Raw genomic sequence first — 14287 nt, forward strand, 5'->3', positions numbered from 1 at the left:
CTTTGTTAAGTAGCCTTCTAAATTATTGCTTCATGTTTCCCATTTGCTTGTATTTGTCCGTATGTATATATCCCTTGATAAAATATTTCTCGGTCTAAAATGCGTTTCACTTGTACTTTCGTAAATGCTTTACCTTGCGTTGTTTGATAGCCTTCCTCATTCAATGCTTCTGCCAACCTAGACAAAGACCATTTATCATGTCTCTGTTTTAGTTCAAACAACCGTTTCACTACTTCAGCTTGACCGTTATGTATCTTAAGTTCCTTTTCACCCTTTTGTTTCGTATATCCAAAGGTTACCCTTCCTCCTGCATACCCACCTTCCTTCGCCTTTTTATTTCTCCCTTTTGTTAGTTTGAGCGCAATTTCAAGCCGTTGATATTGGTCTAATAACTCCATTAAGCCATTTACCAAAAAGTCGTTGGGGTCTTTCTTATGGATACTATACATTGGTTGTTCAATACTTTTAATGTCACAACCATATTTCTTTAACTCTCGTTGAATCAGCACCTTCACAATATCCGATCTCCATAATCGGCTTGTGTTCAGCACTACCACATAATGTATTTGGACAGACGAAAGGTGAGCCAACATTTCCTGTAAGCCCACCCTGTCTATTTCTAATGCTTCTTCATTCAGTTTGGCACCACTGATTCCTTCGTCTCTAAAAATATGTATCAGTTTCAAGCCTTGTCCCTTACAGTACTCTTTAATTTCGTCTTCTTGATATTTCAAACTGTATCCTTGCTTGCCCTTGAGTGGAGACACGTATATACCCGACAACGGTCAACTTCTCACCCTCCCGTTACGAAAATTACAATTTATGTAACGCTTTCTAAACGAATAGCGAGTATTATACGACCGTCTCTAGGAAAATTACAACACAAAAGTTATTTGCCCTAAACAATAAAACAGCACCCTCTCACATAGCCCATTGTTTATCGCCACGAGCTTATGCGATCTCGTTAGTTTGTTAGTTACTCCATGTCATAAGTTTCCCTGCCATTTAAAATGTCATCTCGCCCAATTCTCACGTTTTTTTTCCTTGCCAATATTAAAATAAAACTCCTTGATGGTACTACCATCATGAGCTTTCGATTCTTAAACAAAATCATTTTCATTTTATCCTACTCAAAATCATCCAATTTTCCTGTTTGTCCTGTCCTTATATACAAAAAAGAAAACCTTGAAAGGCATTGAGCCAATCAAGGTTTTCTAGATTTCTATTTATTACTAAAACGTGAAATCCATCCATCTTCTGTGTATAATTCTCCAGCTAAACCATCACTGATTTCTCTAATATTAGAATACTTATTTTCTTCAGCTTTAACCAATACATTAATGTCTTCTTCTTGTTCTAATGTCCACAAAAGATGATGTAATGTTGTATCAACAATTTTAGGAAACAAATTAATAATAAATTGAACTTGTTCAGGACTAAACGTGCTTAATGTTTCAAATATTTTTTTTGATTCATTATCTCTCATCTTACCTTGGAATATTCTTTCCCAATCATCTATAGCTTCATCTCGTATTCTTCCCATTAAAACTTGGCCAAAAAAATCTATTACTTGTTTATTGTCACTCACTTTAATCCACTCCTTATTTATACTAAGGTATATTACTAGGTTCTCTTACTCCTTGTTGACGTAAGTTTTTGTGAGATGCCGCAACTAAATCCCTAGCTTCTTGACGTGTTGCTCCCCCTGCTATTAGTGCTTCTACCGCAATTCGAGTATGCTCTTGTAGAGAGTTTGGTCTTCCACTTTCATTAAGTTCTTTAAACAGCTCTCTTTGCTTATTCGTCTTATGCTGATGATTTAGTCCATTATCCTTCATAAAACTTTGACTTATACTAAATCCTTTTTTCGGGTCATAGTTCACATTGTCCTTAAATGCTGATTTTGCATGAACATGATGTCCACCAACCTTACTATATTCACCCGTACCCTTAGATAAATATTGAAAACCTTCAAACAAATCATCTGTTTTCCCTGCTAATTTAGTTCCAGCTTTAACCGCTTGGCCCGCTTTTTTGATTGGACCTACTCCTGGTAAAAATCCTGCCATAGCTATGCCTTTATCAAAGCTAGTTGAACATGGGTCAGAAAAGGCAGCATAGGTTTCTAATGCAGACATTAATGCGAACGCGGCCGCAACAACTATGTGAACAGGGAAATGACCGCTTGGATCTGCATATTTGGCTGGATTATTGTAAACATAGGAATACAAATTGAAACTGCGAGGGTCAGTCAAATCTCCCCGGTAGGTATCCTTAGTGACAAACCTTCCAAATTCAGGGTTATAATCTCTTGCTTTTAAATTGTAGAGGCCTGTCTGGTCATCGTAATATTCTCCTCCATATAAATATGGATTAGTATGCACGGTATCATTACTAAAAATTGGTTTTCCCCATGGGTCGTAGCTGTATTGCTCTTGGGTACTTCCATTTAAATCCGTTAAGGTTCTAACATCTTTATGGGCATCATATTGATAGAATGAAATTGCGCCAGGGCTTTCTTGACTCTTTTCATTGACACGGGCAACCCTATCAATAGGATTATTAATATTACGGGCTATTTGCGACTTGTTTTCATCTGATTCAAAAGCAATTTTATTATCAAGCCAGTAAAGATTTTTCGTGTCATTTCCGGTTGTTATTTTAAAATCTGAATTAATTCCTTTTCCTTGAAGTTTGGTTAATTGATTCAGAGAATTGTAACTATAAATATTATTCCCGTCCTCCACCATATTACCTTTTTTATCAAATGTAAACTTTGTTTCCTGAGATCCTTCTTTAATACTGACTAATTGATTTGCTTTGTCATATGCGAATTGGCGGTTAATTGCAGTTTTTTCCTGCACACCTGTCTCTGTTAAACGGTTCCCTACATTATCGTAAGTGTAAATTATATTTTCCCCATTTAATGAGTACGAAGTCATTCTGCCAAGGCTGTCATAAGAATAGTCAGTACTTCCTCGACTGTCGGTTGACTTAACCAGATTTCCAACAGAATCATAAACATATTGATAATCTTCCGAAAGGGTGCCGGACCTAACTGATTCAATATTAGTTATTCTGTTTCCCTTGTCGTATGTGTAAGATACATTCACATTACCTGGTAGGATTTCTTTGATCTTTCTTCCACCTAAGTCATAGGAATATTGAACACTTCCTGCCTGACTATCTTCTACATTTGTGATTAGTCCAAAGAGATCGTATTTATAGTTAGTATTTTACGCATAGTTAATATCCTTTAAAATGCCAGCATTCAGTTATTCTACTTTCTCCCTCACCTTTTGTCGGGCATATAAAGTCCAGCAGTTCAATTTTGCATTTATGTATTGTTTTTTTACTTTTCCCTATAGCAGTAAGAATATGCTTCTTTCGAACATCTTTTAATGGATTAAGGATATATTATTTACCATTTACAATATCTTTTTTTAACATCTACATTAGAGAACAATTTATTTATATCAACAGTGTAATGCTCCATCCATTGATCCGCCTATTTCCGTTTTTTATAGGGGAATATAAGATTAAGTATCACGTCATACAAATAAAGATAACAAAAAGACCGACACGTTTTATTAGTGTGTCGGTCTTTGCCATAACTCAGCATAAAATAAAACTAACACTAACAGGAATGTGAGTTCTATAACAGATTATGAAAGAGGAATGTTTTTTTATTTGGGCTTACACAGAATCACCTATAAAACAGTTTTTGTTAAATTTATTACACTCTACCGTATACATGCAAAGTATCGTCTACTATTTCACCAGTTTCATGATCGAATAGCATTTTATACTCACCTATTGTCGTTTCAGAGTATTCGAAGTTTGCAGAAACAATAATCTGATTGTAATCTTCGTCTGGCCAATTTGTTACTCTAAGCGAAACGTGTTTGACATAAATATTTAGATTTATTGGGTCAAATTTTTTTCTGAAGGTTTTAACAAATTCTTTCGGAGAATCTTTTTTCCAATAATTAAAAGCTACCCAAAATCCTTCAATAGTTTCTTCCACCAGTTTTTTTTCTAATACAAAACTTTTAAGCTCTTTAATATCCATTAGTTAATAATTCACTCCAAGAACTAATTTTTAAAAAATCATGTATGCTTATCGAACTTTGTAAAATAATAGCAATGTAATTCACTGTCCCAATTTCCATATACTCTATAATTACTAAATTCCCCGTATACTTTAATTTCCACTTTGTATATTTTCCCTTTTATTTTTGCACCTTTCCCTAGTTTTTTAATTCCACTTTCCCCCTTTGCGCTTACAATTCCTTTGTCCATTGCTTTATCAAATGCTTTTAATCCCTTTTTCCCAATCTTTTTCGTAATATCTTTACAAGCTTTATCCGACATTATTGCACAAGAACCTTTTTCTTGTCTCCTGATATCCATAAAACTGTTACCAAGATCAAAAAATGCTTCTTCACGTGCCCTATATCCACTTGGGTCAACATATTTTATCGGATTGCTATTTGCATAAGAGTATCCATTTTGAGATAAAATATCCTCTTGATCTCCAGGATATGGATCAAGTGATAAGAATACCCCCTGAGTTGGATTATAATATCTAGCAATTAAGTAATACATATCCGTTTCTTTATCATAATGGTATCCCGCATATCGATAAGGATTGTCCTTTACCTCGTCTTGTTCTACTTCTTTCAGGACATTTCCCCATGCATCATACTCGTACGAAGACACGACATTACTTTGGGCGTCCGTTAACGCAATGACGTCACCGCGTGCATTATAGTGATAGAAGTATTGGCTTGATCCTTTCATCATAGAAAGCAGCTGGCCGCCTTCTGAATAGGTGTAGGAACGGACGACCTGATTGGTACCGTTGGTTTCGTAGAGAACATTCTGACTGTCCCCATCGTAGAAATAGTTGGTGATGGTTCCGTTTACCGTTTTTTGAATACGTTTGCCTTCTTCGTTGTATTTGTAGGTGGCGAACGGCTGGGATTCTCCTTTTTTCGTGACAGCCATCAGCTGATCGCGGCTGTTCCAGGTGTACTGGTATCGGCCATCCTCTGTCCGGTTTCCGTTGAGGTCATAGGCGAGCTCTTCTGAGCCGAAACGGGTCAGCTGGTTGGCCAGGTTGTACTGGGCATCGACCGTTGTGGTTTGTCCGGCGCCGCTTGTTTCTTTGGTAGAGATGCGGTTCCCGAATCCGTCATAGCTGTACTCATTGACCGTTCCATTCGAATAGGTTTCCTTCGTCAGCTGATCGAGTTCATCATATTGGTAGTGGACGTTGGACCCGTTGCCGGATTCAATTTTCGTCCGGTTTCCATTGGCGTCATAGATATAGGATTCGCTTAAGACTGACGTTCCGTCCTGCAGACCGACGTGGATTTGTTCTACCAGACCTGTCGAATCGTATTGAAAGGAAGATCCTGATCCGTTTCCAGAAATATAGGTGGACATGTTTCCTTGCTCATCATAGTCGAAACGGTAGGTGCTTGCTCCATCTTTAACCACAGTATTCTGATCTTTTTGATTATACTCATAGGTGTTCGTCTGGGTAAACCCACCATGCGTGGACTGGAATGACTTCAGTTTATCGGTTTCCGTCGGATAGGTCCAGGTTTGGCGGCTGCCCCGGTCGGTAAGGGCCGTTACCCGGTTGGCTTTGTCAAAGGTCCGGGTTTTCGTTCCCCCTGATGCCAAATCTTTTACGGACAGTTCATTTCCGTTCCGGTCATAGCTGTATTCATAAAGAGGGGTGCCGTTATAGCCGATGGATTTAATGCGATTCTTCCCGTCGTAGGTCCAGTTGACCATGGTTCCATTCGGAAGCGTTGTCTTAATTTTGTTTCCATTCGGATCATATTCATTCCGTGTCACATCTTGTAAAGGACCCTTGGATTCAACCAGCTTCCCCAATTCATCATATTGATAGCTAAAGGTCTGCTTGACCCCTGCAGAAGAGGTGATGACCTTGGAAAGTATGTTCCCATTCGCATCATACTCATAGATGACATCGGTGCCATTTTGGAACTGCAATTTCTTCAGCTGATCCGACAGGTCGTACGTGAAGATTTTGCTGTAGCCTTTCGGATTAATTTCCTTTACGGCATTCCCGAATGAATCATATTGCTTAATCGTTTTATTCCCTGGTTACCAACTGTAGAACCATCTTTGATCGCTTCGCTGAAAGTGATTTCGATAGTTTTTGAACCAGTAACCTTAGCAGACACTGCTGTAGGACGAACGGTTTCTGTGAAAGTACGAGCTTTAACTTCAGTATCCATAACAGCCCCAGCACCTGTAGCTACTTTTTTAACAGTGAAGTTGCGATCTCCAGTTGTTGCAATAGCATCATCTTTAAGAGTCAATTCAACTGTTTTAGCATTAGCTTTGAAGATTGGTGTTCCTACAAATGTAGAGGAAATTCCTTCAACTTCGTAGTTAGCATTATTTAGTGCAGTTGTCGCGGAAACTTCGCGGTCAAACGTTACAACTACTTTATTATTAGTTTGAACAACTGTAGATACTTTTGGCTTTGTAGTATCCACTGCAGTACCAAGCTTGAATGTTACAGTTTTAGATGCAGCTGTATTGTTAGCAGTGTCCTTTACTGTTGGAAGATTTAAAGTGTAATCTCCTGCAGTTGTAGGAAGTTTAATTTCTACAGATTTATTATCGCTTCCAGGAGCAATGTTTGCTTTATCGATAGTAACTGATTTAGTTACAGAATCAGAACCAACGTAAGAGCCCGTTACATCTTTAGTAGTATCTACAGTTACTTCTTCATTGTAGTTAATTACTAAGATTTGATCAGAACCTACAGTTTTAATGTTTTGGCTAACATATGCAGGAGGAGTGTTATCTGCAGTAATACTTTAGTAGCAGCTTCCATAGTATTGCCTGCAAGGTCTTTTACTCCACCGATTACAAGGCTTTTCACTCCAGCTGTCAAATCAGCAGATTTGAAAGTAAAAACTGTTTTTCCTGAATCGGTTGTAATTGCTAATCCTGCCGCAGCAGTTCCACCAACAGTTAATGTAGCAGCAGAACCGTCTACTTGCTCAGAGAAAGTTACAGCAACTTTACCGATACCAGCTGAAGCTACTGAAGTAACAGTTGGTTTTACTGTGTCTGCATCTTTTTTAACGACAGTTGCAGAAACAGGGTTTGGAGTTAGAAGGTTACCCGCAAAGTCTTTAAGGCCAGTGAAAGTAAATGTGTAATTTTGATCTTTTGTCATTGCAGTTGGAAGAGCAACTGAGAATGATTTTTTTGTAGTAGATAGAGTAACGTCTGCTGCAACTACGTTTACAGTAGTTGGACCAGTAACATTTAATGCAGCAGCAATTTGTGCAGCAGTTGCATCAACTGGCTCACTGAAAGTGAATGTAGCATTACCGTTTGGAAGGTAAGTTACACCAACGAAAGTTGGACGAGTAGTATCTGCAACGTTAATAGTAGTTGTTGATTTAGCAAGATCTTTCTTGTCAGTAGATTTTACTTTATAAACAATTACATCGTAACGCTTATCTAATTTAGTAGATGAAGTTAGTGTTAGTGTTTTCCCATCTGCACTAAGTTCTCCAGTTAATGCACCAGCAGGTACTGTATCAAGGCTGCTAACAGTAATAACGCCAGAAATCAATGCCCATTTGCATCAAAAATAGTAGAAGCGTCAACAGCTTTGTTGAACTTCACTTCAACTTGACTAGCGTTAATCGCACTTACAATGCGATATTAAATTTATAAAAACGCCGAAAACCCTTGATAATAAAGGGTTTTCGGCGTTTTATAAGTATGATGTTAGTATGGTTATTAACTAGTCAGATTCTGAACAAGCTAAAATGACAGTACAAAAATGACAGTACAACACTTTTAAAGTGAGAACTTTTAAAGTGAGAGTTCTTTATAATCAGCGTTCGTAAGAATTTGATTTTCAACTTAAAAATAGGCTATGTTAAAGGTAAAGGTTGATTTATAGTGAAATGGTATGGTGACACGTACCCTACATCTGATTATATCAAATCACCCCAACTGGAGATAAGTACAAATTTGTGAAGGTTTACACTTAAACTAACAGGGCAGGTTAGTTGCATAAGAGGTATAATTTAATAAAAGCTCACAGGTGGTGAGAAGATGACTTTAAAAGAGTTTTTTGAGTTCCAAGAAGGTATAGCAATCGGGGAAGAATACTCATTTACATATCAAAATGAAGAATACTGGATAAGCCAAAATCCAGGTGCATATTATCTTACGCGAGTCAGAGGTTCCTATGCTCAAGAGTTTGAAACATCTGAGGCTCTTTTTAAAAATGGAACCATTGAAGGAAGACTTCTTTCAGAGATTTTTATGGATATTGAGTGGTAATTTGAATCGTTAATATGTTCTTGTTGAACTAACGGGTGCTTTAGTAAAAAGTGGACATCAAAATGCAATGAGCTTGGAGATACATTTCCCAGCTCATTTTTATGTGTAAATTTTTATTTAGAATGCATAATCTCTCAGCCTTAACTTGTCTGCGGTTTCCCATGTTCCATGAACACTTACCAAGATAAGCATTTGTTTTTTCTTGCTTAAATCACATTCCATTTTCCTGTTGTCGAGGAATTGAAACCACACTAAATAAAGTTGTAAATATTTCGTAGAAACACCATTAAACCAACCTATCCATTTCTTTAAACGGGAATGGTAATTATTAATATTATTGAGGTGGTAGATGCCTTTCTTTACATATTCTTTCTTACTGCCGTTTATGATGATGTGCTCCACATCGTTAGTAGATGTGTAAGATTTGTAAGATTTGTGAGCATCGGAAATAAGCACCGTATCATTCTTTAACTGCGATGTAAGGGTGTTATCAATTTGTTGCATTAGACCCGTTTTGAAAGGGGTGTTTTGTTTCGGTCTCTCGCTACTAATACACAGACTTGTTCATTGGAAATACCTCTTTTGGAAGCAGAACCGCCACGTTTTCTTGGTTTGCGATTCGCAATAACTCTTCGTCCTTTATGGCTTTCTAAGAAGTATGTTTCATCTACTTCTACTAGTCCTTCAAATATACCGATACTTTCTTTTGCGAGAGCAGACAGCACTTTATGCCTCCAGTAAAAAGCGGTTACGTGAGTGATGCCAATTTGTGAAGCTGTTTCACGAAGTGATAGACCACTCAACATACACTCAATAAATGGAATCCATTTGTCTGCCTTTTTCGTACGATACATAGGGGAATTGGTCAAATCACTGCTTAATTTATGACAGTCTTTGCATTTATAACGTTGGCGATTATCTCGCTTCCCGTAACGAACCACTGATGTACTTCCACAATGCCGACAATAAAAACCACGAGAAAACTTTCTCTCTCTCAATTCACCGATTAAAGCTCCTTGTTGTGAGGCAGACGGCGAGAAATGGCGAGTTAGATAATCTAAAATGTATTCTTTGTCCTTATCATTCAAGGAAGAAATATTAGCTATTATGTTCGTTAAAGTCATTTGAATTACCCCTTTTGTAATGTATACAGTCAGAATACTACAAAAGAGGACGTTTTTTTCAAAATCAACCAAGAACTTTAACATAGCCTAAAAATAAAAAACCATTTCAAAAAAATCGAGAAATGGTTAAGATTACTTTTTAATATTAATGTTTTTAAAGCCCAAGCATGTAAAAGAGTATTTAAAATGAATTATATTTAAGCATATTTTTGCCAAAAGTTCATTTAAGCATATTAATGCCTAAACGGCAAAATTATGCTTAAAGTCACATCTATGTAGGTTTGCCACCAAAATATGTATTTGGTGGAGACGGTGGGAGTCGAACCCACGTCCAGAAATATCGGCACTTAAGCGTCTACGAGCGTAGCTGGGATATTCGCATTTCGCTGTGCCGTATGCCTACCAGCAGGCGTCAGGACAGCTAGTCTGATTGTTCTCTTCCTTCTCCCTCAGACGGCGAGATCCGGCGTAGCCCACTTAAAGTGAGTCCCTTACCCTACCACATGGGCGATGGAGGGAGGAACCGCTATAAACTGTTGTTACGCAGCTACAGCGAGGTTGTTGTTAGTTTTGCCAGTTATTATTGGCGTTGGCGTTATTAACGAGCTCGCCGACTCGGCTCGCAACCTAAGCTCGAACTACCCCTGTCGAATCCGTAACGTCCCCATATAAGAGTAAAAGCCGTTAAGCTTCCATCCCAATAGGAATACGGGAAAGTCTGTTCAGGTCCTGGTTGAAGTCTGGCCGTCACAGAACAGGTGATAAGATAAGCTGTTGCTTATTCAGTTATCATCAGTACATGTTCTATTATAACAAACATCCTGCATAAAGCAATTGTAAAATAATGTTACCTTCTGCTTCTGCGGAAGACGAGTACGGCGCTTAGGATTAGCACAGCCGCTATTCCAAAGTAAACGATGGACACAAAATCACACTCTCATTAGTCTTTTTGGCGGTCGCGGAAGGCACGCTCGATATCGCGTTTCGCTTCTTTCTTTTTCAAATCTTCCCGCTTATCATATTTCTTTTTCCCTTTTCCGAGTCCGACTAAAACCTTTGCGAAGCCATTTTTTAAATAAATTTTCAATGGAACGAGCGCATAGCCGTCTTCTTTTGTAAGGCCAATCAGTTTGCTGATCTCGCTTTTATGGAGCAGGAGCTTCCTCGTTCTAAGCGGGTCATGATTGTAGCGGTTTCCCTGTTCATACGGACTTACGTGCATGTTGTGGACATATAGTTCCCCTGCTTGAATTCTGGCAAAGGCATCTTTTAAGTTGACTCTCCCTGCACGGATTGCTTTAATCTCTGTACCTTGAAGCACAATACCCGCTTCATAGGTTTCTTCTATAAAATAATCGTGGTTGGCTTTTTTATTCTGAGCCAGCACTTTTCCTGTTCCTTTTGGCATGTGAAACCCCTCTCAAGCATCAATATTCTCTCTATTTTACCACGGCTGAAATCAAGCGGGAAGGGCGATGCCTGGCACCGCCCTTATCCGTTACCGCTTCTTTTTCTTCCGCTTTGCCTTTGGCGCATTATCGAACGTTTTTTTCTTTTTCTTCTTCGGTCCTCGGGTTGACCAGCCATCTTCTGCTGAACCGCTTCTTTCACGGGGGCCTGAGCCTCTTTCTTTCGTTGTTTTCTTGCGTCCCTGTCCGGCGCTGATGGATTTAGGAGCATCCTTCACTGGACGTCTTCTCGTCCCCTTCATGCCGACAATTTCGAAGTCAATGGCACGCTCATCTTTATTCACGTTTACTACGCGGACGGTTATTTCATCCCCGATGCGATAAACGTTGGCTGTACGTTCGCCGATCATCGCATAAGTGCGTTCATCATAGCGGTAATAGTCATCGGTCATGTAGCTGACATGAACAAGTCCTTCGATGGTGTTCGGCAGCTCTATAAACATTCCAAAGTTTGTTACGGAGCTGATAATTCCATCGTACTCTTCGCCAATTTTATCAAGCATGTATTCCGATTTTTTCAGGTCATCGGTTTCACGCTCAGCCTCTACAGCCCTGCGTTCCATATTGGAAGCCTGCTCAGCGATAACCGGAAGCTTTTCCGCCCATTTTTGCTTCGTATCTTCTCCCGTCTTGCCTTCAATTAAATACGTACGGATTAAACGATGAACGATTAAATCCGGGTAACGGCGAATCGGTGAAGTGAAATGAGTATAAAACTCAGTGGACAATCCGAAGTGGCCAAGGCTCTCAGGATCGTACTTTGCCTGCTTCATTGATCGAAGCATAACGGTTGAAACAACCATCTCTTCAGGCTGGCCCTTCACTTCTTCAAGAATCTGCTGAAGAGCGCGCGGATGAATTTCGTTTCCGGTACCCTTCACACTGTAGCCAAAATTCGTGATGAATTCCAGGAAACGCTGCAGCTTGCCTTCATTGGGATCCTCATGGATACGGTATATGAAAGGGACCTTCATCCAGTGGAAATGCTCAGCTACCGTTTCATTGGCAAGAAGCATAAATTCTTCGATAAGGCGTTCAGCAGCACCGCGTTCGCGAAGCTCGACATCGTAAGGCTTTCCTTCCTGATCTACGAGAACCTTTGCCTCTTTAAAATCAAAATCAATGGCGCCGCGATTCATACGCTTATTTCTTAGCACTTGAGCAAGCTCGGCCATTTTTTCAAACATGGGCACAAGCGGTTCATACTTTCCGCGGACCTTTTCGTCCCCATCAAGAATGCTGTTTACGTCGCTGTATGTCATTCGTTCCGTCGTTTTAATAACACTTTGGAAAATTTCATGATGAACGACGTCACCGTTTTCATCCACTTCCATATCACATGAAAGAGTGAGCCTGTCTACTTTTGGATTCAGGGAGCAAAGGCCATTGGAAAGACGGTGAGGAATCATCGGGATAACCCGGTCAACTAAGTAAACACTCGTTCCGCGATCCAGCGCCTCAACATCAATTGGTGAATCCTCTGTCACATAATGGCTGACATCGGCAATATGAACACCTAATTTGTAGTGGCCGTTTTCAAGCTTCGTCACCGTTACCGCATCATCCAAATCTTTTGCATCTGCACCATCTATCGTAACGATGGTTTCGTTTCTAAGGTCTCGGCGGCCCTTGTAGTCTGCTTCATCAATTTCATCGGGAACATCATTCGCCTGCTTAAGAACATCCGGTGAGAAGCCTCCAGGAAGTCCGTGCTTATGAATGACGGAAAGAATATCGACTCCAGGATCATTTTTGTGCCCAAGAATTTGGATAACTTCTCCTTCAGCACTCATCCGTCCCTCTGGATACGTAGTAATCTTGACGACTACTTTATGGCCCTCTACAGCTCCGTTTGAAGCATCTCTTGGAATAAAAATATCGTTAGCAATCTTTTTATCATCCGCAATCACAAAACCAAAATTTCTGCTCTCCGTATAGGTCCCAACGACCTCTTTCATTCCGCGGTCTAAAATACGGATAATCGTACCTTCTTTTCTGGCGCCTGATGAATTGGAGCTCACGCGCACAAGCACCGTATCGCCGTGCATCGCATTTCCAAGTTCATTCGGCGGGATGAAAATATCATCATCTGCCGGGTCTTCCGTTACGGCAAAGGCAAAACCCTTCGCATGTCCTGACAATTTGGCCTTCACTAGGTTCATCTTTTCAGGCAGACCGTACCGATTGCTTCTTGTACGGACTACAAGGCCCTGCTCTTCCATATGGACAAGAGCTTTGACAAAATCTCTGAATACATCCGCTTCCCCCACTCCAAATGCATCCTCAAGCTCCTGGATTGTAAGCGGTTTGTATGCTTCATCCCGCATAAATGAAAGCAGGCGGTCAACGTGTTTTTGTATATCCTGGTTCAACTAAATCCCTCCTTCTTCTCGGGCTTACCAGTCCAGCTTTTCCAGGAACTCATAAACATCCTGGTGGACCTGGTCTTTTTCTTTATCAAGGGTAATAACGTGGCCGGAATTTTCATACCACTTCAGCTGCTTTACATCCGATTCCACTTCATCATGAATAATGTTTGCACTATCTGTATTAATCATGTGATCATGGCGTGCCTGAACAACGAAGGTCGGCGAATAAATCATATCGACGTTCTTGCGTACATCTGCAATCAGCTCCTGCAGGCCTTTTAAGGTTCCCATAGGAGTTTTCTCGAACTCTTTCATTTCTTCTTCTATTTGATCAGGCTTTTTCTCTTCGAATTTTTTATAGTTGCGTGCATACTCCAAAACACCTTGATACATGACTTCCTCACTCTTTATGTACATCGGTGCACACATGGTCACGATACCCTTTACTGGTACAGTGTAACCCAGTTTCAAGGAAAATACCCCGCCTAGCGATAACCCTCCGACCGCAATTTCTTCATAGCCCTTTTCCTTAAGATATTCATACCCTTCCATTACGTCCTTCCACCAGTCCTCCGGCCCTGTATGAACCAGTTCTTCCGGCGGCACGCCATGTCCTTTATATTGAGGAGCATGGCACGTATAGCCCCGCTCATTCAAGTATCTTCCAAGCATCCGCACATCTGCCGTGTTTCCTGTAAACCCATGCAGAAGCAATACTGCTTTTTCTCCGCCTTCAAAGAAAAAAGGCTTAGGCATCACTTTTCTCATAGCTGAATCTCCTTCTCTATCCGTTGTCTGTTTCATGCTAAAACCATATATGTATTCTCCCTTAACTCCCTCTTTTCTATTTAAACAAACGTTTGGGGAAAAGAAAAGCGCAGGGCTTTTTCGAAGAGGATGTTCATGCAGGTGCGCTAGGTTACTTTATGGCGCTGCTGAAAATGAGGCACAAGCTTTGTTCTTC

10 protein-coding genes, 1 other RNA gene and 2 pseudogenes are annotated in these 14287 nt (G+C 39.9%); 1 reads left to right on the forward strand and 12 read right to left on the reverse strand.

Going from position 1 to position 14287, the window contains the following annotated elements:
- Positions 1-17: 17 nt before the first annotated feature.
- From AS29_RS07310 to AS29_RS07340, 7 genes and pseudogenes are all read right to left on the reverse strand, one after another.
- Positions 18-789 (reverse strand): annotated as a pseudogene (locus AS29_RS07310) (recombinase family protein).
- Between the two features lie 433 nt (positions 790-1222).
- Entirely contained in the window at positions 1223-1588 is a 366-nt protein-coding gene (locus AS29_RS07315) for a hypothetical protein (RefSeq protein ID WP_035404515.1), read from the reverse strand.
- Between the two features lie 22 nt (positions 1589-1610).
- Positions 1611-2942: an RHS repeat domain-containing protein gene (locus AS29_RS20970; protein ID WP_156505887.1), complete on the reverse strand. Its 1332-nt coding sequence runs from the start codon at positions 2940-2942 to the stop codon at positions 1611-1613.
- Between the two features lie 794 nt (positions 2943-3736).
- A complete protein-coding gene (locus tag AS29_RS07325) occupies positions 3737-4072 on the reverse strand; it encodes a hypothetical protein (protein WP_035404519.1) in 336 nt (111 codons plus the stop codon).
- A gap of 38 nt (positions 4073-4110) precedes the next feature.
- Positions 4111-6030, reverse strand: coding sequence for an RHS repeat domain-containing protein (locus AS29_RS07330; protein WP_051860501.1), 1920 nt, complete (start codon positions 6028-6030; stop codon positions 4111-4113).
- A 65-nt stretch (positions 6031-6095) separates the two neighbouring features.
- The gene (locus AS29_RS21715; RefSeq protein WP_035404520.1) at positions 6096-6542 is read right to left on the reverse strand and encodes a hypothetical protein; all 447 of its coding nucleotides are present in this window, start codon (positions 6540-6542) and stop codon (positions 6096-6098) included.
- Between the two features lie 269 nt (positions 6543-6811).
- Positions 6812-7639 carry an Ig-like domain-containing protein gene (locus AS29_RS07340; protein WP_035404521.1) on the reverse strand — a complete coding sequence of 276 codons (828 nt, stop codon included), beginning with the start codon at positions 7637-7639 and terminating at the stop codon, positions 6812-6814.
- Positions 7640-8130: 491 nt separating this feature from the next.
- On the opposite strand from AS29_RS07340, the gene AS29_RS07345 reads away from it, so the two are divergent.
- Entirely contained in the window at positions 8131-8361 is a 231-nt protein-coding gene (locus AS29_RS07345; RefSeq protein WP_035404522.1) for a hypothetical protein, read from the forward strand.
- Positions 8362-8478: 117 nt separating this feature from the next.
- Here AS29_RS07345 and AS29_RS21315 read toward each other — a convergent pair.
- The 5 genes and pseudogenes from AS29_RS21315 to AS29_RS07370 all read right to left on the reverse strand — a co-directional run bounded on the left by AS29_RS21315 (position 8479) and on the right by AS29_RS07370 (position 14091).
- Positions 8479-9485, reverse strand: a pseudogene (locus AS29_RS21315) (IS1595 family transposase).
- 301 nt (positions 9486-9786) lie between these two features.
- Positions 9787-10151, reverse strand: a transfer-messenger RNA (tmRNA) gene (gene ssrA / locus AS29_RS07355).
- Between the two features lie 274 nt (positions 10152-10425).
- On the reverse strand, positions 10426-10893 hold the full coding sequence (gene smpB, locus AS29_RS07360) for an SsrA-binding protein SmpB (RefSeq protein ID WP_035404524.1): 468 nt from the start codon (positions 10891-10893) through the stop codon (positions 10426-10428).
- Positions 10894-10983: 90 nt separating this feature from the next.
- The gene (gene rnr / locus AS29_RS07365; RefSeq protein ID WP_051860545.1) at positions 10984-13281 is read right to left on the reverse strand and encodes a ribonuclease R; all 2298 of its coding nucleotides are present in this window, start codon (positions 13279-13281) and stop codon (positions 10984-10986) included.
- A gap of 69 nt (positions 13282-13350) precedes the next feature.
- On the reverse strand, positions 13351-14091 hold the full coding sequence (locus AS29_RS07370; RefSeq protein WP_035404531.1) for an alpha/beta hydrolase: 741 nt from the start codon (positions 14089-14091) through the stop codon (positions 13351-13353).
- Positions 14092-14287 lie beyond the last annotated feature (196 nt).

Origin of the sequence: Bacillus sp. SJS, assembly GCF_000732485.2 — a bacterium.
Lineage (GTDB): Bacteria > Bacillota > Bacilli > Bacillales > Bacillaceae > Metabacillus_B > Metabacillus_B sediminis.